The sequence below is a fragment of the Pseudomonas sp. PS01299 genome (assembly GCF_029960145.1).
In the GTDB taxonomy this organism is placed as follows: Bacteria; Pseudomonadota; Gammaproteobacteria; order Pseudomonadales; family Pseudomonadaceae; genus Aquipseudomonas; species Aquipseudomonas putida_A.
In genome coordinates, this window is sequence record NZ_JASCPO010000066.1 from 1 (window position 1) to 21,532 (window position 21,532).

The following is a 21,532-nucleotide window of genomic DNA, read 5'->3' on the forward strand; positions in this document are numbered from 1 at the left end:
CGGTAAATGTTGTCTGACACACCGCTATCGCGAGCAGGCTCACTCCTACAAGGGACTTGCGGTGATTCTCAGACCTCACTCCCATCTCGGAGATCGATCATGTTTTACGCATCACGATTCAGCAAAACCATGCTGGCGCTGGTTCTGGGCCTCACCGCCGGCAGCGCCCTCGCCGCCATCACCCCACAACAAGCCGAACAACTGAAAACCACCCTCACGCCTATGGGCGCCGAGCGCGCGGGCAACGCCGCCGGCACCATTCCGGCCTGGACCGGCGGCATCACCCAGGCGCCCGCCGGCTACAAACCGGGCCAACATCACCCGGATCCATATGCGGCGGACAAGCCGTTGTTCACCATTACCAAGGCCAATCTCGACCAGTACAAGGCCCACCTCAGCCCCGGTCAGATTGCGCTGTTCAACAGCTACCCGGACACGTTCCAGATGCCGGTCTACCCGTCGCGTCGCTCGGGTTCGGCGCCGCAATTGCTGTACGACAACACCCTGAAGAACGCGACCTCGGCCAAGCTGCTGGAGGGCGGCAGCGGATTCGCCGATGCCTACGGTGGCGTACCGTTCCCGGTGCCCAAGGACGGCATCGAAGTGCTGTGGAACCACATCACCCGTTATCGCGGGATCTACGTGGTACGTCGTGCTTCCGAAGCGCCGGTGCAGCGCAACGGCAGCTTTGCCCTGGTCACCTCGCAGCAGGAAGCACTGTTCAACTTCTACCGTCCGGGCGGGCAGTACGCCGACCTGAAAAACATCCTGTTCTACTACCTCGCCTTCGTGAAAAGTCCGGCGCGGCTGGCCGGCGGTGCGGCGCTGGTGCACGAGATGCTCGATCAGCTCAAGGACCCGCGCCAGGCCTGGGTCTACGACGCCGGCCAACGCCGTGTGCGCCGCGCGCCGAACCTGGCATATGACACGCCGATCGCCTCATCCGATGGCCTGCGCACGGCGGACGATACCGATCTGTTCAACGGCGCGCCGGACCGCTACGACTGGAAGCTCAAGGGCAAGCAGGAAATCTACATTCCCTACAACAACTACAAGGTCGGCAGCCCCGACCTGAAGTACGCACAACTGCTGACCCCGGGCCACCTCAACCCGCAATTCACCCGCTACGAACTGCACCGCGTGTGGGTGGTCGAAGGCAACCTGAAACCGGGCGCGCGGCATATCTATTCCAAGCGCGTGCTGTTCCTCGACGAGGACAGCTGGGGCGCGGCGCTGGTTGATCAATACGATGGGCGAGGGGAGTTGTGGCGGGTGTCGATGGCCTACCTGAAAAACTTCTACGACCTGCCGACCACCTGGAGCGCACTGGACGTGTTCCACGACCTGCAGGCCCGCCGTTACTACGTGCAGAACCTCGATAACGAAGAAGCCTCCACCGTGGACTTCTCGCAACCGGTGCCGGAAGACGCGTATTTCATGCCCTCGGCGTTGCGCCAGCGTGGGACGCGCTAAGGGGCACCGGACTGCTGATCGAACGCAATCCCTGTAGGAGCTGCCGCAGGCTGCGATCTTTTGACTTTGATTTTAGAAACAGGATCAAAAGATCGCAGCCTGCGGCAGCTCCTACACAAAGGCGGATTGTCTGGGAGATCAGGGTAGTTGGGCTGACGCCATCGCGAGCAGGCTCACTCCTACAGGGGATTGGCGTTGTTCACATGATCTGTGTTCAACGCATTACCTGTGGGAGCGAGCCTGCTCGCGAATCGATCTTTCGTTCAGCGCAGACGTGAAGGTCAGACGCGGAAGTGGCTCACCATCTGCTGCAACTGACCACCCAGGCGTGCCAGTTCAACGCTGGACGCTGCGGTTTCATCACTGGCCGCGGCGGTCTGTTCCGACACGTCGCGCACGTTGATGATGCTGCGGCTGATTTCTTCGGCCACGGCGCTTTGCTGTTCGGCCGCGGCGGCGATCTGCTGGTTCATCGACTGGATGTTCGACACCGTGCGGGTGATGTTTTCCAGGGAGTCGCCAGCCTTGCGGGTCAGGGCCACGCTGCTGTCGGTCAGGGCGCGGCTGTTGTTCATCACCGCCGCCACTTGCTGGGTGCCGTTCTGCAGACCGGCGACCAGACCTTCGATTTCCTCGGTGGATTTCTGCGTGCGCTGGGCCAGACCACGGACTTCGTCGGCGACCACGGCAAACCCACGACCGGCTTCACCGGCACGCGCTGCTTCGATCGCGGCGTTGAGCGCGAGCAGGTTGGTCTGTTCGGCCACGGCTTTGATCACGTCCATGACGCTGCCGATCTTGTCGCTTTCCTGTTGCAGCACGCTCATGGCTTCAGTGGAACGCACCACTTCGCTGGCCAGACGCTCGATCTGCGCGATGGCTTCGTTGACCACCTTGTCGCCTTCACGGGCTTCGCCGTCAGCGGCGGCTGCGGCTTGCGAGGCTTCTTCGGCGTTGCGCGCGACTTCCTGCACAGTGGCGGTCATCTCGTGCATGGCGGTGGCCACCTGGTCGGTCTCGACCTTCTGGCTGTTGACACCGGCGCTGGTCTGCTCGGTCACGGCCGAGAGTTCTTCGGCGGCGCTGGCGATCTGGGTGACGCCGTCGCGGATGCCGCTGATCAGGTCGCGCAGGGTCACGCCCATGCGCGCGATGCCTTGTTGCAGCACGCCGAGTTCGTCGCGGCGGGTGACGGTGACGTTCTGGGTCAGGTCACCGCTGGCGATGCGCTCGACCACGGCCAGGGTTTCCTGCAGCGGACGGGTGATCTGACGGGTGATGATCACCGCGGCAATCACACCGACCAACAGCGCCAGCAGGGTGCTGATCAGCTGGAAGGTACGGGCCTGGGCGCTTTCGATGTCACGGCGGTCTAGCTGGATCTGGTACAGCTGCTCGCTGGTGTTGACGATCGCGGTGCCCTGATCGGTCATCTCTTTACGCGCCTGCACCGCTTCGCTGTTGGCGTTCTTGTAGGCCTGCAACGCGCTGCGGTAGTTGCTCAGGGCGGTTTCCAGCTGACGCAGGGCGTCTTGCTGGGTGGCGGCGAAATGCACGTTCAGTTGCTTGAGGCTGGCGATTGCTGCGTCCAGTTGGCCGACGGCTTTCTGCTCGGTTTCGGCGTTGGTGGTGGCGGTGTAGCCGCGCACTTCATAGCGCGCCAGGATGAACGCTTCCTTGGCCTGGGTGATGGCCTGGAACTGCTCGAAGCGCTGCTCGCTCATGTCCATTTGCTGCACGCGCTTGCTGATCGTTTCGATCAGGTTGTAAGCGGTGTCGGCGTTGGTGCCCATCACGTCGCGGGCGCTGTTGCCGGTACGGTAGGCGTTGCGCATCTTGTTCAGCGAGGTCTGGTATTCGGCGATAGTCGCGGCCTGCTCTTTCAGCAGTTTGACGTTTTCCGGGCTCTTGAACTTGTTGATCAGCGCCTGTTGTTGCGCGGCGAAGCTTTCGAGGGTGGTTTGTACATTCTGCGCGGCGGTTTCGTCGCCGTTGGTCAGCATGTATTGCAGGCGGACCACGCGCAGCTTGGTCAGGCCGGCATTGAGCTGGGTGATGTCGCTCATCCAGTTGCTGCGGTCAATCAGGCCGCCGAGGCTGGTCCAGCCCGTCAGGGCCAGCACGCAGGTCAGGGCCAGGACCAGGCCGAAGCCCAGGCCCAATTTCATGTTCACGCTGATGTTGCCGAACCAGCTATTCATCACAATTCCTCCAGGAACGTAGAGCTACTTGATCGTCGGTCAGGCTGGAAGATTGTTGTTTTTTTGAGCCAGCAAGGGTGTTAGCAGGTCTGTATCGGCCGCAAACACGAGAGCTGAAAGGTTTTTGTCCTACGGAATTTGTAACAAGGGCGCTTCAAGACTTTTTTCACATGCGTTTCACTCGCCACTTACGCCCGCTTCCTTACTCTCGCCGCATCGTATTGACTGTGATGCATGCCGACGAGGCGGCCCGATGTGGAGTTGAGACTGAGTCTGTTCGGCGTCAAACGCTCGATTTCCCTGAGCGGATTGGCCCGCTATCGCAATACCTGGGTGGTGCTCGGCGCGTCGCTGCTGGTGATTCCGCTGACACTGTGGCTGCTCGCCCCGGCGGCGGTGCCGGATCTGGCCCATGGCAATGTGTCCGGAGCCCGCGCGCTGGCGGCCGGGTGGGCCAAGGGCGACATGATTGTGCTGGTGCGTCACGTCGAGCGCTGCGATCACTCGCCGGCGCCGTGCCTGAGTGGCGACGACGGCATCACCGACCGCTCGCGCAGTGTTGCGGTCGGTGTCGGTGCACAGTTTGAGCATCTGGGCCTGAATAACGCTGACATCTACAACAGCCCGATGCTGCGCACGGTGCAGACCGCCGGTTACATGTTCAACCGCGCGGCCAGCGGCGAAGATTGGCTAATCAGCTGCAAGGGCCACATCCTGCAGGAAGCGCTGGCGCACAAGCTCCCCGGGCGCAATCTGATCCTGGTGACCCACAGCGAATGCATGGCGGAGCTGGAAAAGGACTTGAATACACCGGTTTCTGACCCTGGCTACGGTTCCTCACTGTTTGTGTCTGCCGCAAACAAAGCAGACCCGCGGGTGCTTGGCTTCATCGAAGCCTCCGACTGGCACTCCGTGAGCACCCGATGAACTGACGTTTGCCAAGCTTCAGCGCAAACAAAACCCGCCAGTGACGGCGGGTTTTTTATTGTCTGGTGCGAAGGACGTCAGTAGCCGACGAAGTAATACGCCTGACGCCCGACCATCATGGTCTTGAGCACTTTGAGTGGTGCGGCGGGTTCGCTGTCTGCCGAGATCACCGCGACGTTCGAGGGGGAAGCGCTGAGGAAGTCGTGCAGTTGCGCGTCAGTATCCAGCCCCTTGAGCACGCTTTGGGTGTAGAACACGCTGGCGCCGCCGACCCGTTCATTGGCCTGGAACAGTGCGACCTGCTGACCGTTGGCCTGCAAGCTCTGAATGTGTTCGGTCAACGGCAGGAACGACAACTCCTTGTCGGCGTTGGGCAGTGCCCACTGCGCGGCGCCGAGGTAGCTGGCGATCACCACCGTAAGCAGTCCTGCGGCAATCGCCTGACGATGACGGGCGACTTTTCCGATGAAGCGGTCGGTGGTTTCGCGCGCCTGCAAGCGCTCGAACAACACGCGCGCGTACTCCGCGGCGATCACGGCAGCCGCCGGGGTCATCGACATCAGGTAGACCGTGCGCTTGCTTGAGGCCAGGGTCAGCATGATGAACTGCGCAACGATCCACAGGCTGAAAAACAGCAGGTAACGGTTGGCCTTCAGATCCTTGCGGAAATGCCATAGGCCCAGGTACACCAGAATGTTCCAAGGCAGAAACGCTTCCGGCAGTTTGGCCAGATAGTAATAGAACGGCTCGTAATGCCCGGCCTCGACGAACGAGCCGCTGAAGCGACCGACGCTGTTGGTCAGCAGCACTTCAGCGACAGCGTGCGAACCACCGCGCTGATAGAGCACGGCGAGCCAGATCAGCAACGGAATCAGACCCACCACCGTGAGCAAACCGGGACGCAACCACGCGCCGAGCTTCAGGCGTTTGTCGACCAGGTTGTCGGCCAGCAGGTAGGCGAAAATCACTACCCCAGGCATCGCCAGGCCGAGCACGCCCTTGCTCAAAGTGGCGATAGCGATCCCGACGATAAACAGCAGCGAGTTAGCCGCGTTCGGTGCGCGTTGTGCCTGAAAGAACGCCAGCAGCGCCGTGGTCACGCCGAGCGCCAGCAGCGCATCTTCGCCGACCCCGCGCACGTTGCTCCAGTAGCTGGCCATGGTTGCCAGCAGAATTCCCGCTGTCCAGGCGACCGCTTTTGGCCGGCCGAAGCGGCGCAGCATGCCGTACAGCAGCATCACGCTGAGCAACCCGGCCACCGCCGACGCCAGCCGCACCGCCCATGGCGAAACACCAAACACGCGCATGGCGCCGGCGTCCAGCCACAGGCTCAGCGGTGGTTTTTCCAGAAACGGTTCGCCGAACAGGCGCGGCGTCACCCAGTCATCGTCCAGATGCATCTCCATGGCGATCCCGGCGACCCGAGCTTCGGTGGAGCCTTGCAACTGGTGGTTACCCAAAGCGAAAAAAAACAGCAGGGCGGCGAGTAGAAACAGTGAAGTGGCGGCACGCGGCATGGATTTCAGGCAACCGGAAAGGGCAGGAGCCTTGAGCATACTTCGCCAATGCTTAACAAATTGTGAAACTCACGCTAATTGGCGCGACCAGCGCTGTTCCGGTGCTTCGAACAACGGATTGACCAGCGCCGTCAGCACATGATCCTGCCAACGTCCGGCGATATTCAGATAAGCCTTGGCATAGCCCTCGCGCTCGAAACCCAGACGCTCCAGCAATCGCGCACTGCGCTCGTTACCGGGCATGTAGTTGGCCATGATCCGGTGCAGGTTCTGCCTGTCGAACATGTAGCCGATGCCGGCCTCCAGACCTTCCTGCATCAAGCCCTGACCCTGATGCGCGTGGTCAATGTGATAACCCAGATAACAGGCCTGAAACGCGCCGCGAATGATCCCGCTGAAATTGCACGCGCCGATCATTTGCTGGCCATCCGGCGTCAACAGAGCGAAATGCATCGCCAGCCCGGCCTCGTAGGCACTGGCCTGGACTTCAAGGCGTCGGCGAATCTGCTCGCTGGAAAAGTATTCGGTGGTGCGAATCGGCGACCAAGGGGCGAGATGGCGCTGGTTGCGTGCATAGAAGTCACTTTCCAGCTCGGCCTGTTCCGGGGCGAGGATGGCGAGCGTCAGGCGTTGGCAGGGCAGGCTCAGCAGTGACATCGGCGGCTCCGGTTGGCAGGGTCGAGGGACAGGATTGCCTAGGAGATGGAAAAAAACAAACCGCGCTGGCGCTCTGTAAATTTCTTTGGTTGAGTGCACAGGGTTATCGACTGCGGCATTTCCGGGATTGGAGGAACAAGCAATGGAATTTGCATTGACGGTGAACGGGTTGGCGCCGCGTGTTCGGGCGCCGGACCCAGCGCTGGTCACTCCGGTGCGCGAGGCGCTGAACGCCAGTTACCGCGAGCATGCGCCTTTTCTCGAGTGGGCGGTTGAACACACCAGTGAGGGGCGGGCGCTGTCGTCCATGCTGCAAGCGCGGGATGACTTCACCAGCGAGACCGGTGAGCGGCGCTTATTCATCGTGACTGAAGACGGACAAGCCGTCGTTGGCTGCATCGGCCTGGTGCCGCGTCGACGCAAGCGTTATGTCGTCGGTTATTGGGCCAACAGCGCGTTTGCCGGCAAGGGCTACATGCGCGAAGTGCTCCAGCAACTGGTCAGGCGCCTGCCGGAGTTCACCTTTTACCTGACCACATCGTCGGCCAACAGCCGCAGTCAGCGTCTGGCTGAAGCGGCGGGGTTTGCGCTGATCAGGGTTCATCCACAGGCGCGGCAATCGCAGCAGCACGGCGTGCAGGACACTTGGGTGTATCGCTTCGGCAGCAAACGCCAGGCAAAAAAAAGCCCGCGGGAGAGCGCGGGCGAACCGTAGTTTCTTGAATGAGCGAGCGGACTGTACCGTGTTGATCGAGCCTGAGCAGTGAAGAAAAATTCATCTCGGCAGCGACCGCTCTGCAACGCCTCAGGGCAGATGATCCGCGGCGAAATCCGCTTCCGAACGCGCCGTCAGCCGGCCCTTGCGGCAGGCCTGCTGAAAGCGTTCGAAGTCGCGCTCGTTCTGCGCGGTGTAACTGCGGGCGTATTTGAACAAAGCGTCGGCCAAGGCATCGCCCTTGCCGATGTAACCACTGATCAGCGCAGCGTTGCCTGAGGCTTTGGCGTGCGCCCGTGCCAATGCGCGGCCACAGACCCGGGCATAGGCGGCGAAGGTGTCGGCGTCGAAGTTTTCCAGCTCGGCGGAAATCTTCATATCGCGCAACTGCCGCACATAAAAATGCCGACCGTTGGGACCGGTGGTCCAGCCGAGAAACAGATCGCTGGCCGACTGCATCAAGCGCTGCCCTTCGACCACCCGTTGGCCTTCATGACGCGTGCGGAACTTGGCCTTCACATAGTCGGCGAGTACTGAGCGCCGCGCCTCCTTGAACTGCAGGAACAACGGAAACTCCTGATCGTCGGTCAGCAGCGCCACCAGACAGCGGGTGCCGACGCTGCCCACGCCGACCACTTTGAACGCCAGATCCTGCACGTGAAACCGCGAGAGCAATTCCCGCCGGTCAGCCTGCAGCGTGGTGCGATAGTCACGCATGAACGTATCGAACAACGGCCGCCAGTCCGCCAGCCGCAACCAGTCATCATCGGCGTCGAGCAGCGTGGTGTTCTTGTGCAGGTGGAAAATCTCCGGCAAATCGTCACGAATGACCAGCCGCCCGTTGGCGTGGCGCTCACTGATTTTCGGCAGCAACTGGGCGTGGGTGCGCCGCTCGGCTTTATCAACTGCACGCTGCACATGCTCCAGGGCACTCTTGCGCGCCTGATCGAGCAAATCTTCGTACTTGATCGATTCGTACCAGGTTTCCAGCGCACTCTGCTCGGCGCACTCCAGCATCGTCGCCTGATAGGCGCCGACCATCTGCCGACACACATCTTCCTCAACCGACTCGCCATGGCGCAAATCCCGCGCCGCCACCACGAAACTCGCAGCCAGCCGCTTCACGTCCCATTCCCAAGGCCCGGGATGCGCCTCGTCGAAATCATTGACGCTGAACAGCAGATTGCGCTCCGGCGTGGCAAACCCGCCGAAATTCATCAAATGCGCATCCCCACAGATCGGCCCGACCAGTCCCATGTTCTCGGTGCTCGACAGATCATGTGCCTGCACCAGCGCATTGCCACGGAAGAACGTGAAGGGCGACACCAGCATTCGTCCGTAACGCAGTTCCACCAGCGAGGCGACGCGGCCCTGACTGGAGGCCTTGATCAGCGGGATCGGATCGCGGTTCATTTTTCCGGTGGTGGCCTGGGCGCTGCGCGAGCATTTTTTGCGGGCGTCCTTGCCTTGCTTCATGCGGGTTTGGAGGGTGGTCATGGGGGCTCGTCGTGGCAGTGGGGGCGGTGTGAGTGTAGAAGTGGTTCAGGGGTTTATCTGCCGGCGACACTGAGCGATGTCACTTCTGAACTCCGTCACTTTGTCCTCGTGCCAGATCCAGCATCGTTATTAACCAGCTTCAGAGACAAATCGTACTTGGCCACTTCATTACGCCGGGCGGCGTTGCGCATGAGGTAGACCTGAACCGTGTACTCGCCATCGCCGGGCAGTGGACCGAGAAAGTGATTGCCCATGATCGAGCCGTTGAACAGCGCGTAATCCGCACCCTTGGCGAGGATGTTGAAGTAAGCGGAGGTGTTGGACGGTTTGAAGTCGACGGTCAGTATCTGGCCGGCCTTGGCGTTGAATGTGTACTGCGCGGTCTGGTCCCCCTTGATCGACTGTTTGCGCTGGATGCTGTCGGCACTGGTTGTGAACGCGATCGGTTCGACGCGCACAGTGGGGGCGTCGGCCGCATGGACGGACAAGGAAATCAGCGCGGCCAGCGCTACGGCAATCCAGCTTTTCATCTTCAACTCCATTGCATCTCGATGTTCGCAGCATAGAGCCTGCTTCGAGCGACCGCCCAGAGATTGCGCGGATTAAATGTTGCTGGATTTGAGCACAAGCCAGAGATGATGTTCGCTGACACGAATCAGCTGTTCACATAATTCTCACCTGAGTTTTGCGATGATGGGCGCCGGTATTCCATCGGCCCCAGCGAGTGATCCCAGCATGAATGTGAGCGTTCTCCACGCATTGATTGCGGCGGCGCTGTTTGGCGCCAGTACGCCTCTCGCCAAACTGTTGGGGGTACAGGTTTCGCCGATTCTGCTGGCCGGGTTGCTCTATCTCGGTAGCGGTCTGGGCTTGACCGCCCTGCGTTTTGTCCGCGATCGTGGCTGGAAGCCCTCCGGGCTCGGCACCGGTGAATGGCCATGGCTGCTCGGCGCCATCGGCTTCGGCGGAGTGCTGGCGCCGGTGGCGCTGATGTTCGGTCTGACCCGAACGTCCGGCGCGAGCGCGTCACTGATGCTCAACCTCGAATCAGTGCTCACGGCGCTGCTGGCGTGGGTGGTGTTCAAGGAAAATGCCGACCGACGAATCGTGATCGGCATGCTCGCCATCGTCGCCGGTGGCGTCGTGCTGTCCTGGCCACAAGAGGCCGTCTCGGCGCAAGACTGGAGCGGCCCGTTGGCCGTCGCTTTCGCCTGCTTCTGCTGGGCCATCGACAACAACCTGACCCGTAAAGTCTCGGCCTCGGACGCACTGTTCATCGCCGGCAGCAAAGGCCTGGTGGCGGGGCTGGTCAACTGCACACTGGCCCTGTTCATCGGCACCCAACTACCCGTCGCCACCTCGCTGGTGCCGATCATGCTGGTCGGCTTTCTCGGCTACGGCGTCAGCCTGGTAATGTTCGTCCTCGCCCTGCGCGGCCTCGGCAGCGCACGCACCGGCGCCTACTTTTCCACCGCACCGTTTCTCGGCGCAGGCATCTCGATTCTGCTGCTCGGCGAGTCGATATCGCTGATGTTTCTGCTCGCAGCGGCGTTAATGGCGGTGGGGGTATGGATTCATCTGATGGAAAACCATGTTCATGAGCATCAGCACGAACCGCTTGAGCATGATCATCGGCATACACACGATGAGCATCATCAACATACGCATGGGTTTGAGTGGGATGGGGCGGAGCCGCATAGCCATCCGCATGTGCACACGCCGATGCGGCACAGTCATGCGCATTTTCCGGATGTGCATCATCGGCATGGGCATTGATTGAAACTCTGAAGTCTGTTGATTGATGTCATTGTGATATCGTCTCTGTCGATTTCTTCAGTCTTTCATTCGAGTCATTCCATGAAACCAATTTTCCTGCTGTTGCCCATTGCGGCCCTTTTTTCTGCTTTCAGCGTTGCCGCTGCACCTTCGCCGGTGGCGTCGTTTGCCGCTTGTGACGATCACTCCCTGGCAGTCGTGCAATCACCTTTGTTCAAGGATCTGGTGCCGAGCACTGTCGAAAATGGCCAGATCAAATTGTCCGGCGGCACCAAGAGCGATATGGGGCAGCGCTGGATGTTCGCCAAGCCGGCCGAAATTGACGGCATGTCGTTGACCGGCTTCTACGCCGAAGATACAGACCTGATGGGCACTCGCATCATCAGTTGGGGGTTCTACGCCAAACAGACGCCGAATGAACTCCACACCCAGTTGGAAAAAGCGGGTGGGCCGCGTATGGACATGTCGCAGGGACTCTACGCACGCGCGGAAATCTGGTCCCACGGCAAATCCAACTGGCAGCCGGAAGACCCATCCGCAACGGCGGGCAAGCTGGTTGTCGACAGTGCCGAGCGCGTGTTCCTGATCGAGCCTGCTCCGCAAGAGCTGACGACTGGCAGCAAGGGGATGTTTACCTGCTCGATTCAAGGCAAGGTCAATGAGGCAATGCTCAAATCCAGCCGCCCGGATCTGCTCAGCTCGGCTCATTGATTTTGATGAATGCGGGTACGAAAAAGGACGACATCGTGTCGTCCTTTTTTATGAGTAGGCAGAGCATTGCCAGGGTTATCGAGTTCGATCGCCTGCAGGCTGTGGGTTTGTGTGCCCGGTTTGGCTGATGTGCAAATGCGACAAAGCCCGCACAAGGCGGGCTTTGTCGTCGAGAGTTGGTGGGCCGGGGTAATCTGAACAGGCTCCATAGTTAACTGATTTATAAGGCTAATATCCGGTTTGTTTTTTTGTTGGAATACCTTTTGGAATGCCTTCATCAGAGACTCATAACAATTAGGTCCGATGAGGTGATGCTTCCAGTCGAGCTGGAGCATCGCGTGGCGGATGTCGCTTTGCTTAAGGGCATGTCTATACCCCCGCTCAGATATCTCTGCGCCTGGCTCAAGGCGAATGGATTAGTTCTCTTCTGGCTTCCCCTGAGAAACTCTGAGAGCAGTGGTCTTCTTTATCTGAAGAGGAATTTTCTTAAGCCCAGTGGATATGTCAGTGAGAGCTTCACTGCCAGGCCGGCTTTGTGGTACTGATCGAGACTCAAGGTTGGGCGCATCTTGTGCGAGGGGGGCGGGATTCTTCTCTCCAGGCAGTTCATCTTGATCTAGGCCTGCGAAATGATTCATTGACGGATCATGAGGTGCAGCTGCGAGCACAAGGCTGGGTTCCGAAGGATCTTCTGGCAGCGGCAGGCGCTCCGAGTCAATCTTAAACGTATCTTCAGTTGAGCTTGATTGATTGTCTGTTGATGACTTTTGCGAACAAAATGGGCTTGCTGTTGCAGCCTCTTTTAGGGCGTGAGTGGCATCGCCCACTGGTATGGCGTGATTAAAGAGCTCGCCTGGAAGTTGGGTGCTCTGGCCTTTCACGATTGCTTCGGCATCGACCATTATCTGCCTGCACAGTTTGTCGATCCTGCGTTGCTGATCCTGGGTGACGGGTTCTATGGACGGCGCGACATCTTGCAGCAGAATTTTAAATCGACTTAGCGCTGCCACGCTGCTCTTCAATAAATCCATTAAGGTCTTATTGGCCTGCTTGTGTTTGTTGATTTCTTCTTTGCTAGCCGATAGCTGATCTTTTAACTGCTTGAGCTGTTCTTTCAGCTTCGCGTGGGCTTGCGATTCGTCATAAATCATAGTGCTAAGCATGCTGGTTTCGTTAGTGCGATTCTGCCTAGCCAGTGTAGAAAGTTCTCTTTTTACTTCGGTTTTGAGCTTGTAGGTACAAGCCTTTCGCCCATTGTGTGGGGCCCTGTACCTCTTCTGCCTCCACGCATTTTTCATCTTTTCAATGATGGCTTGGTCATCTCTTGAGCGCGCAAGTTTCTCGCCAACACGTAGCAGGTCTTTGTGCATTGAAGAAGTGAAATTCGGGTCGATCCATCCTTTCCCTTGCAGATATCGATGAGCCCACAGCTGCTGCTGGAGATCATGCTTATCGAGCCACTCAAGTCCAAATGACTTCTTGCGCATGCCCTGACCTCCCAGGTATCGGCTTAGCTTTCAGTCTGGATAGTACATATGTTTTTGGTTATGCGTGACGTTTTGATATCGTTATTCGTAACGTTTATTAAATGTTATGCGTAACGAATTGATATTTATTACAGTCTGTAAATATTGCGATATATTGATCTTTCTTAACCGCTAACCGGAGCCCTTAGGTGCCGTTACGTGCTTTGCTTTGTGAGATCAAGGGCCTTAAGCCAGAGGCCAAGTACTTCCTGGTGCGCTTCATTCAGTGCTTCGGTGTTACTGATCCTGTCTGCCTAGGTGTTAAAGAATTTGCCAAGCAAGTTGGCGTTACGGACCGCCAGGCTTCGGCGGCTCTGAATGCCTTGGTGGATGCTGAAATTCTGGTCTGCTCATTGGTACCCAATAACGGAGGGCGTCAAGCAAGGTGGTATGGAGTCGCCAAGACCTTTCTTGCGGAGCTAAATCGTTTGCCAGTGCCGGTCGGCGCAATGCACATATCGGCCATTGAACGGCTAATGGTGCATGGTGGGACTGATGCAGGTCAGTACGAGGAGGAGGGGATATCGCTGGCTCATCTTAGAGCAAGAAAAAAGCCCGGTGGCCTGAACAGGGTGAATCGACTATTAATGGCCGTGTTGCTGTGCAGTGCTGATCGGTGTGGTGTCGTACGCAATCTCGGGACATTGCAGATCTGCAAGGCTACAGGTCTGAGTAAGGAGAGGCTAAGGAACCGGCTCAAGACGCTGATGGATCAAGCTCTGATACGCAGCTACTTGCCGGGTTTGAGCAGTTCGGTCCTGGCGGGGAGGAGGAACAGTGTTTACTACCTCAATTTGAACCATGCGCAGTTGGAGGGAAGTGGCCAAACGACGTCTATTCTGAGAGTTGTGGGCGGTAGCACGTGGCCCGGTAGGCTAGAGGTGTTGCAAAGGATTCGTAGCGTAGCAAACAGTATCAAAAAGGATGACGAGTGCGCTAAACGTTCGCTGGGTAGTCCGGTACTGGAGGTCTTTGCTGGGCAAGGGTTGTTATTTTATCGCGCATTTCAGGCTCTCATGGAGGATTACGCTTCACAGCTTTTATCCAGACATTGGTTGGATCTAGTTGGGGACCACCTGAGGACGAGATTTGATGACCCAATACTTCGCGAGCAGATCCTAAAAGATTTCAAGCTGCCAGATGGCCCGCAAGGTGCTGAGGATACTGATATCAGTGCTATTCGTGCCGACTTCAGCGGTCAACTCTTCGGTTTGGCATATGGCATGGCTCTATACTTCAAGGAGCTGCTATCCAAAGCTACGAATGTGCCTTTCAGTGAGCTCGATTTTATTATCATCCATCAGCCTATTAGGCAAGGCTATTTGTACAGAGCTTTGCTAGTGCGGCCCAAGGCAGAGCAGGGTTGGAGTGGGAATCTGATCATTGACTCAAGCGTTACTCCGGTGTCTGTTCGCAGATTATCTCGAGAGCAGGAAATCCCTCTTGAACAGTTGTATGCCTATTGCTTGCTGACCAAGCCAGGCCGGCCAGGCAATGACAGGCAATGACAGGGTAATTAAGTAATTTTTTACAGGCTTTGCGAATCCTCTGAACGTATTACAGGAGCCCGTTCATGAGGATCATCCGCCTGAAAGAAGTCATCGACTCGACCGGTCTGGCACGGTCAACCATCTACAAGTACATCGGGGAGGGCAGCTTTCCGAAGCCGGTATCACTGGGTGACCGTTGCGTCGGCTGGGTTGAAAGCGAGGTGCATGATTGGATCCTGGCAAGGATCGAGGAGCGCGACCTGACCTAGGGTGCGTCCGAGGTAAGGGCATCTAGTAGCTAGGCATAACTGCCATGACCGGTTTGCAGCCGGTCATGGCAGTTATGCCGGCTGGACCTTGCCAGCGCTTGCCGGGATTGCCTGGAAACGCTCTACATATACCAGGCAGTGTTGCTTCCATTGCCTCGGCCTACTGGGCTTCAAACCGGATCAGGGCATGGTTTTTTACCGGAGTGATAGCGGAACAAATATATAAGCGTGGCGGGAGCAGTCGGGTCTCAGATCCCTCAGTTTTCTGGAGAGGACTTTCTCGGTGTGGGTATTATGCTTTTAGTAGCTCTCACTACCCGCAGGGTTGGTACCAGTCGGCATGGCGGCTACTGGCTTTAGGAGCCAGCAGCCGGATTTCACGTAGGTAGTGTCCTACAAGGCTGTGATTAAAAAAATACACACTGGGCATTGGTTATGAACCTAATCCTAGTGAGTAGTAACCATGCTTCGTCATCCCGATAACACCAACCTCCGCCTGCACCACGACGACACCTTTGAAGGCCTGCCAGTGATGGTCGAGAAAGGCCCCTTCGTCTGGCAATACCTGTCCCGCTTGAAGTGCACCGTAGATCTGGCACTTGAGCAGTACTCCAGGCTACTGGCCTTCAGAGTGGATCTCCGTCTGCTAGTCGGAATCGATCTACCTGATCATGCATACACGAACAAAGTCATCAGTAGGTTCGTCGCTTCCTTCAACGCGAAGATCGAACATAACCGTGACAAGGCCCGTGAGCGGAACTTGTACGCCCATGACTGCAAGGTCCGCTACGTCTGGGCCCGGGAGGTGGGATGGGGTGGGCGACCACACTACCACCTGCTGATCTTGCTTAACCGAGATGCCTTCTACACTGTAGGACGACTACGATCTCTAGTCCCCAACATGATCAGCCGCATGGGGGAAGCCTGGGCCAGTGCCCTGAAGCTATCGGTAGATCAAATCAAAGGCTTAGTAGAGATCCCTAATAACGCGGAGTATCGAATAGACCGGTATACCTGCCCTGGTGATGTCGATCAGTTGCCGGCGCTATTTCATCGTGCCAGTTACCTGTGCAAGGCAGCTACCAAGTCGTTTGGGAGCAACCACCATGGCTTTGGATGGAGTAAGAGTTAATAACTGGACTGTTCTTTCTTCGTGTGGACAGCAAACCGGCAGGGGCGCGAACCTTTCGCAATGGTCGCGTTCGACGGGTAACTGCTTGAGTGCTATCGATCAGTCGATGGCTATTCCCCCCCTCTGAGAGAATGTCCTGTTTCCTGGCCGGCTGATTGCCACTACAGTGGTGCCCTTTTACTAGGAGGGCACCATGGCATCAGTGATTGAAGTGATTCAGGATGTGGTTTACGTACTGGCAGGCGAGAAGTTAACTATCCCGGCAGATTCGATTGTTCAGTCCCCATCTGGGCTAGTGGAGGCTCCCAGATTCAAGGGGGATGGTGAAACCTATGCGACGTTTTTCGCCGGGACTACCCAGGCAGGCCCTGTCGTATGGCGTGTCACGGCAGATTACGGTTTCACAACTCCAAGCGTCGACGCGGTCGAGCTGGTGGAGTGCCCTGATGGTATCGAGATCATTCAAGCCTTAGCGGTTGAGATCATTCAAGCCGATTACGAAGACGCTGCGTATTGAGCTACCTGCATGCTTACAACTAGATCCTGCAGTATTACTAAGGAAGACAGGGATGAGTGATCAGAAGAGCGACAGAGCTTCGAATGCAACGTGGTTCGTCGGTGCCACCTACGGCGCTGATGACCAGATGCCGCGCTTTCTGTCTGAGGGGATCTGGGAAAATGGCTATGAGGACAAACATCTCGATGTGGTGCGCTCGATGCGACCGGGGGACCGAATCGCTATCAAAGCGGCCTACACGCGGAAACATGGGTTACCCTTCGACAGTCGCGGTCAAACCGTCTCCGTCATGGCCATCAAGGCTATTGGCACAGTCACCGAGAATTTGAATGACGGTCAGCGGGTAAAAGTAGAATGGGTCGAGGTGGAACCTCCACGAGAGTGGTACTTCTACACTCACCGGGGAACAGTCTGGCGTGTACTATCCGGTGACTGGATGAACGATGCCTTAATCGCTTTCGCCTTCGAAGGCAAGGCGCAGGACGTGGAGCGCTTTCGCAACGAACCTTTCTGGCGGGAGCGTTACGGGACGATGTCACCTGAGAAGCTAAATTTCCAGTGGACGACGTTTTATGAGGCTGTGGCCGAGAAACTGCTTACCTACGCGAAAGACAGAACTTTTCTCATCGAGGGCATCCACGAGATCGCCTCTCGTGTCTCTGGTTTGAGCTATTTGCACGACAAGTTCCAGGATGGTTCCACTGGTCCGCTTCGGGATATCTGCCCATTCACCACAATGGGGACCTTCAACCGCTCGATGACGGATGCTAACCGCAAAACGATCGCTGGCGAGTTGGCCAAGTTGCTGGGCGTCACTGTCCCTGTGCCTGCCTCGTTTGAAGGTATTCCGGTGCTGAACAATCAGCGCTCTTGGTTCTTCGCGTATGCAGACAAACGTGGGCAGGGTGACATCGATGCCTTGTGGAAGGTGTTCGTGGCGGCCAGTCAGTTGCCGGATAGCGATCAACCAGGCACCCGAGATGCTTTTATTCAAGCCTATGACGACGCCACCCAAGTATGGGGCGTGGCATGGAATCTCTCGACAGGCCTTTACTGGACACATCCGTGGGAGTTTCTGACCCTCGATAGCCAGTCGCGTCACTACATCAACAAGCGGCTCGGTCTAAATGTCGCCATCAGTGGTCAGCAAGGCCCCTGCCATGCAGGGAGCTATCTGAAGCTGGTTGACGATCTGCGTGCGCGCTTCAGCGAAGACGATTATCCCGTCCACAGCTTTCCGGACCTGTCGTTGGCGTCCTGGATGTACAACGACCCGGACGACGAGCTTGTATCCTCTGGCGATGCTGAAGACGGTGTCGCTGAAGACCAAGTAACCGTAAGTACTGCTCGTGAAGCCTTTCAGGTGACTGCGCCAATTATCCCGTACTCGGTTGAAGACATTCTCAATGATGGGTGCTTTCTTGCTAGGGCCGAGATAGACCTTCTGCTAGATCGGCTGCGCGCCAAGAAAAACCTGATCCTGCAGGGGCCCCCGGGCACAGGAAAGACTTGGCTGGCTAAGCGGCTGGCCTTCGCGCTAATGGGGCAGAAGGACGATAGTAAGGTTCGGGCGGTTCAATTCCATCCCAACTTGTCCTACGAGGACTTTGTACGAGGCTGGCGCCCAACTGGTGAAGGTAAATTGTCGCTGGCGGACGGTGTCTTCATGGAAGCGATTAAGGCGGCCAGCAAAGACCCCTCTTCGAAGTTTGTTGTGGTGATTGAGGAAATCAATCGTGGTAATCCCGCGCAGATATTCGGAGAGCTGTTGACGCTCCTGGAGGCTGGGAAACGCACGCCAAGCGAAGCATTGGAACTCTGCTATCCAGATGCAGATGGCAAGCGGCGTCCGGTCCACATTCCCGAAAACCTCTATGTTATCGGCACTATGAACATCGCTGACCGATCATTGGCGCTGGTCGATCTGGCGCTGCGTCGCCGCTTCGCTTTCGTTGGATTGGAGCCGAGGCTAGGGCTCGTGTGGCGGGACTGGGTGGTCAAAGAGTGTGCTGTTGATCCAATCCTGGTGGAGGATATCGAGCAACGATTTTCCAAGCTGAACGATCAGATCGCGGCGGATGCCCGTCTCGGTAAGCAGTTCCGGATTGGCCACAGCTATGTGACACCTGCGCATCGACTGGAGTCGGGAGACACGAAAAAGTGGTTCCAGCAGGTTGTAGAGACGGAGATCGGCCCGCTGCTGGATGAATATTGGTTCGACGCGCCCGACGAATCACAAAAGGCGATTGCACGACTGACACAGGGGTGGTGATGAGCATCGTCGCAGAGCAGGTGGATGGCGTGCTCGCGAGCGCCGAGGGCTTCATCGGACGCATTCCGGTGCGCAACCTTTGGCTGCTGATGCTCTATGCCTCGGACCTGTTTCGCACTTGTGGCATTGGCAAGGTCGGCTTGGAAGACAGTCCTGACGATCTGCCGGATCTAGTTGCGGAGATTCTTGCTCATGCTGTTGAGGTAAGGCAACGGCGCAGGCTAAGTCTTGGCTACCGTTCTCGTGATGCAGTGATCAATCGTGTTCGGGGCCGCATCGATGTTCTGACTACCGAGCGTCATCAGTTGCTGGATCGTGGCTTGGTAGCATGTCGATTCGACGAGCTGACTATCGACACGCCCCGCAATCGCTTTGTCCGAGCAGCTCTGGAATCAATTTCCAGAATTGTGCGGAGAAGAGAGCTTGCACATAGATGCCGATCACTTGCGAGTTGCATGAAGTCGATGGGGGTATCTGGCGAGCCACCCACGCGAGCTCAAATGAGCACCGATCGTTTTGGACGTAACGATGCAGACGATCGATTCATGGTGTCAGCCGCGAAGCTGGCATTTGACCTGGCGATACCGACTGAAGTGTCTGGGGCGAATGTGCTCTCTTTGCCAGATCGAGAGGTGACCTGGGTGCGCCGATTGTTCGAGCGGGCTGTAGGCGGGTTCTACGAGGTGGTGCTAAGTCCCCAGGGGTGGCGGGTAAAGTGCGGTGGCGCACTGAGTTGGAAAATTGAGCAAAAGACCGCAGGAATCGACAAGGTCCTGCCCTCCATGCGAACGGATGTTGTTCTCGACCACCCATCAACTGGGCGGCGAATCGTCATCGACACTAAGTTCACGTCAATCGTGACGAATGGCTGGTACCGTGAGGAAACCCTGCGTAGCGGCTATGTGTATCAAATCTACGCCTATTTGCGATCTCAGATTGGGCGTGGCGATGCTCTTGCCGATTGCGCCAGCGGATTACTGTTGCATCCCGCGATCGGCCAGTCGGTCGACGAGACGGTTGTGATTCAAGGGCATGCCATTCGGTTTGCCACAGTTGATTTGGCTGCTTCGGTTGAAGAAATTCGAAACCAGCTGTTGAGCGTTTGCGACGGGAGTATTTAGTCAGCCGAGCTGATTGGGTGAGTGACGCGGCATGGGAGGTGTTCGGATTTAAATGAAAAATAAAGAGTCGCGCCCCTGTTTTCCCACTTTTTTACAATTTCTCCTGATTTTCCCCCTGCCAAGACCGGCTTTTTTGATCGGTTTTTTTCGTTTGGTTGTCGCCCGAATTGAGCTTTTATCGGGCATCGAGAAAACGGTCGAGGAGGTCGAATTGAGAGACGTACTTTCGTGCTCAACTTTCCGCCTCTGACGGAGCTGCAAGATCAGGGGGTTGGAAGTGAGAATCAACCAGAGACCAAGTTTTTTTATAAGTGTAGGGGATTGACTGACCAATCGTCGACGAGACGGGGATTGGTGCGGCGTCAAGGCGCTTTGCCGTTACCTTGCTCCGAGTGCTGGATATTGTGACATCCATCAAACTCCTGGCAGGCATCTGTTTCCCAAGGATGGCATCTCGAGCGCACCGAGAAATAGGCAGCTCCCCTAACACGAATAAATCTTGAAGTCCCTGCAGTGCGGGGACCGTGGGAGCAGTAAATGTTAGGGAGACGCTGAACAATTAACCCGTTCGCACTGTCCTCATTTCCAAGCCGGTTTTTTTCAACCGAGCAGCCTTATTTTGCGTTTCTGGGGCCGATTTCTGCCCTCATTCTGCTGATTTTCGGGCCAGCTCCGCCTATCAGGCGGAGTCATCCCGCCGGCTGTTGCAAATGCCGCTTGGCCAGCATCAGATTGGCCAACCCAAACAGGCTGAATAACTGCGTCGTATTCTTTTTCAGCCCGCGGTAGCGAACCTTGCAATGATTAAAGCGCACCTTGATGACCTGAAAGGGGTGCTCGACCTTGGCACGCAGTTGCGCCATGGCGTATTCGATCTTGCGCTTGACCCGATGCAGCACGTTGCCTTCACCGTGATGCTTGTAACTGCTTGGCCGTGCTGCGATCGACCAGATAACGTCCCGCTCAGCATGCTCCGCTTGCTTGGCCACGCCGGTGTATCCAGCGTCACCCGAAACATAGGTTTCGGCACCGTGCAGCAACTGCTCAACCTGGGTGACATCCGCCACGTTGGCGGCCGTCCCTACCACGCTGTGCACCAGTCTCGACGTAGCGTCGACACCAATGTGGGCCTTCATCCCGAAGTGCCATTGATTGCCTTTTTTGGACTGATGCATCTCAGGATCACGCTTGCCTTCTCGGTTCTTGACCGAGGGCGGCGCGGCGATCAGGGTCGCGTCGACGATAGCGCCTTCCCTGAGCAGCAGACCCCGGCTGGCCAGATGCTGGTTAATCGTTTCAAACCGCACCCGCGTTAGCTGATGGATACGCTGGTCCGAGCGCGGGAGCGTAATCCGATCTTCAAGCACGAGACGGGCTATATCTGTTCAGTCGAGCAAGGTGAGGACAAGGGATTCCACATCCATGCGGCTTTCTTTTTCAACGGAGCAGAGGTGCGCAGCGACTTTGCTAAGGCGAGATCGATCGGTGATCTGTGGGAGCAGATTACCCGTGGTCAGGGTTACTGCTTCAGCTGCAATGATGACAAGGCGAGCTACGGTGATGAGCTCGGTATCGGGGTGATCCAGCGTCGGGACATCCTGGCTCGGCAAAAGGTCGTCAAGGCCATGCGCTATCTGGCCAAAGACAGTCAGCATCTACGCATGAAGCCTGCCGGGGCGAGGGCCTTTCGCACTGGCGGCGTTCGGCGGGCACCTGCTTGAAAAGTTTACA

At 57.4% G+C, this 21,532-nt stretch carries 18 protein-coding genes and 2 pseudogenes; 12 read left to right on the top strand and 8 right to left on the bottom strand.

Translation table 11 applies throughout. The features are described 5' to 3' along the window. Positions 1-99 precede the first annotated feature (99 nt). The gene (locus tag QMX91_RS14050; RefSeq protein WP_282412907.1) at positions 100-1,473 is read left to right on the top strand and encodes a DUF1329 domain-containing protein; all 1,374 of its coding nucleotides are present in this window, start codon (positions 100-102) and stop codon (positions 1,471-1,473) included. Positions 1,474-1,754: 281 nt separating this feature from the next. Here QMX91_RS14050 and QMX91_RS14055 read toward each other — a convergent pair whose 3' ends face one another. Continuing rightward, positions 1,755-3,674, bottom strand: coding sequence for a methyl-accepting chemotaxis protein (locus tag QMX91_RS14055; RefSeq protein ID WP_139055485.1), 1,920 nt, complete (start codon positions 3,672-3,674; stop codon positions 1,755-1,757). 255 nt (positions 3,675-3,929) lie between these two features. Here QMX91_RS14055 and QMX91_RS14060 point away from each other — a divergent pair, with 255 nt between their 5' ends. After that, entirely contained in the window at positions 3,930-4,601 is a 672-nt protein-coding gene (locus QMX91_RS14060; protein WP_098967127.1) for a histidine phosphatase family protein, read from the top strand. Between the two features lie 77 nt (positions 4,602-4,678). On the opposite strand, the gene QMX91_RS14065 is transcribed toward QMX91_RS14060, so the two are convergent. Continuing rightward, on the bottom strand, positions 4,679-6,157 hold the full coding sequence (locus QMX91_RS14065; RefSeq protein ID WP_282412908.1) for a glycosyltransferase family 39 protein: 1,479 nt from the start codon (positions 6,155-6,157) through the stop codon (positions 4,679-4,681). A gap of 30 nt (positions 6,158-6,187) precedes the next feature. Next, positions 6,188-6,775: a ribosomal protein S5-alanine N-acetyltransferase gene (gene rimJ, locus QMX91_RS14070; RefSeq protein ID WP_282412909.1), complete on the bottom strand. Its 588-nt coding sequence runs from the start codon at positions 6,773-6,775 to the stop codon at positions 6,188-6,190. 142 nt (positions 6,776-6,917) lie between these two features. Between rimJ and QMX91_RS14075 the strand changes: the two genes are divergently transcribed. Then, positions 6,918-7,490, top strand: coding sequence for a GNAT family N-acetyltransferase (locus tag QMX91_RS14075; RefSeq protein ID WP_282412910.1), 573 nt, complete (start codon positions 6,918-6,920; stop codon positions 7,488-7,490). Positions 7,491-7,580: 90 nt separating this feature from the next. Here the strand turns inward: QMX91_RS14075 and QMX91_RS14080 are convergent, their stop codons facing one another. Together QMX91_RS14080 and QMX91_RS14085 are read right to left on the bottom strand one after the other, a co-directional pair. Beyond that, positions 7,581-8,987 (bottom strand): DUF2252 domain-containing protein, encoded by a 1,407-nt coding sequence (locus tag QMX91_RS14080; RefSeq protein ID WP_282412911.1) that lies wholly within the window; start codon positions 8,985-8,987, stop codon positions 7,581-7,583. A 95-nt stretch (positions 8,988-9,082) separates the two neighbouring features. Continuing rightward, positions 9,083-9,517, bottom strand: a complete 435-nt coding sequence (locus tag QMX91_RS14085) for a hypothetical protein (protein WP_098967134.1) — start codon at positions 9,515-9,517, stop codon at positions 9,083-9,085. A 205-nt stretch (positions 9,518-9,722) separates the two neighbouring features. Between QMX91_RS14085 and QMX91_RS14090 the strand changes: the two genes are divergently transcribed. Further along, a complete protein-coding gene (locus QMX91_RS14090) occupies positions 9,723-10,763 on the top strand; it encodes a DMT family transporter (protein ID WP_282412912.1) in 1,041 nt (346 codons plus the stop codon). A gap of 18 nt (positions 10,764-10,781) precedes the next feature. Then, on the top strand, positions 10,782-11,474 hold the full coding sequence (locus tag QMX91_RS14095) for a hypothetical protein (RefSeq protein ID WP_282412913.1): 693 nt from the start codon (positions 10,782-10,784) through the stop codon (positions 11,472-11,474). Here QMX91_RS14095 and QMX91_RS14100 read toward each other — a convergent pair. Both QMX91_RS14100 and QMX91_RS14105 read right to left on the bottom strand, forming a co-directional pair. Further along, positions 11,468-11,752: a hypothetical protein gene (locus tag QMX91_RS14100; RefSeq protein ID WP_282412914.1), complete on the bottom strand. Its 285-nt coding sequence runs from the start codon at positions 11,750-11,752 to the stop codon at positions 11,468-11,470. The two genes, QMX91_RS14095 and QMX91_RS14100, sit on opposite strands and share 7 nt — an antisense overlap. A gap of 138 nt (positions 11,753-11,890) precedes the next feature. Beyond that, positions 11,891-12,961, bottom strand: coding sequence for a hypothetical protein (locus QMX91_RS14105; RefSeq protein ID WP_282412915.1), 1,071 nt, complete (start codon positions 12,959-12,961; stop codon positions 11,891-11,893). Between the two features lie 188 nt (positions 12,962-13,149). Here QMX91_RS14105 and QMX91_RS14110 point away from each other — a divergent pair, with 188 nt between their 5' ends. The 6 genes from QMX91_RS14110 (at position 13,150) to mcrC (ending at position 19,801) form a co-directional block, all read left to right on the top strand. Next, positions 13,150-14,508, top strand: a complete 1,359-nt coding sequence (locus tag QMX91_RS14110) for a hypothetical protein (protein ID WP_282412916.1) — start codon at positions 13,150-13,152, stop codon at positions 14,506-14,508. A 65-nt stretch (positions 14,509-14,573) separates the two neighbouring features. Then, positions 14,574-14,759: an AlpA family transcriptional regulator gene (locus tag QMX91_RS14115; RefSeq protein WP_220381907.1), complete on the top strand. Its 186-nt coding sequence runs from the start codon at positions 14,574-14,576 to the stop codon at positions 14,757-14,759. Between the two features lie 463 nt (positions 14,760-15,222). Then, a complete protein-coding gene (locus QMX91_RS14120; protein ID WP_282412917.1) occupies positions 15,223-15,891 on the top strand; it encodes an inovirus Gp2 family protein in 669 nt (222 codons plus the stop codon). A gap of 193 nt (positions 15,892-16,084) precedes the next feature. Next, positions 16,085-16,408, top strand: coding sequence for a hypothetical protein (locus QMX91_RS14125; RefSeq protein WP_220381905.1), 324 nt, complete (start codon positions 16,085-16,087; stop codon positions 16,406-16,408). Between the two features lie 52 nt (positions 16,409-16,460). Continuing rightward, entirely contained in the window at positions 16,461-18,680 is a 2,220-nt protein-coding gene (locus QMX91_RS14130) for an AAA family ATPase (protein WP_282412918.1), read from the top strand. Beyond that, positions 18,680-19,801, top strand: coding sequence for a 5-methylcytosine-specific restriction endonuclease system specificity protein McrC (gene mcrC / locus QMX91_RS14135; protein ID WP_282412919.1), 1,122 nt, complete (start codon positions 18,680-18,682; stop codon positions 19,799-19,801). The genes QMX91_RS14130 and mcrC overlap by 1 nt, the downstream gene beginning before the upstream one ends. 689 nt (positions 19,802-20,490) lie before the next feature. Here mcrC and QMX91_RS14140 read toward each other — a convergent pair. After that, a pseudogene (locus QMX91_RS14140) lies at positions 20,491-21,123 on the bottom strand (IS5 family transposase); the annotation flags it as partial. Here QMX91_RS14140 and QMX91_RS14145 point away from each other — a divergent pair. Then, positions 21,121-21,522 (top strand): annotated as a pseudogene (locus QMX91_RS14145) (hypothetical protein); the annotation flags it as partial. The pseudogenes QMX91_RS14140 and QMX91_RS14145 sit on opposite strands and share 3 nt — an antisense overlap. Between the last annotated feature and the right edge of the window lie 10 nt (positions 21,523-21,532).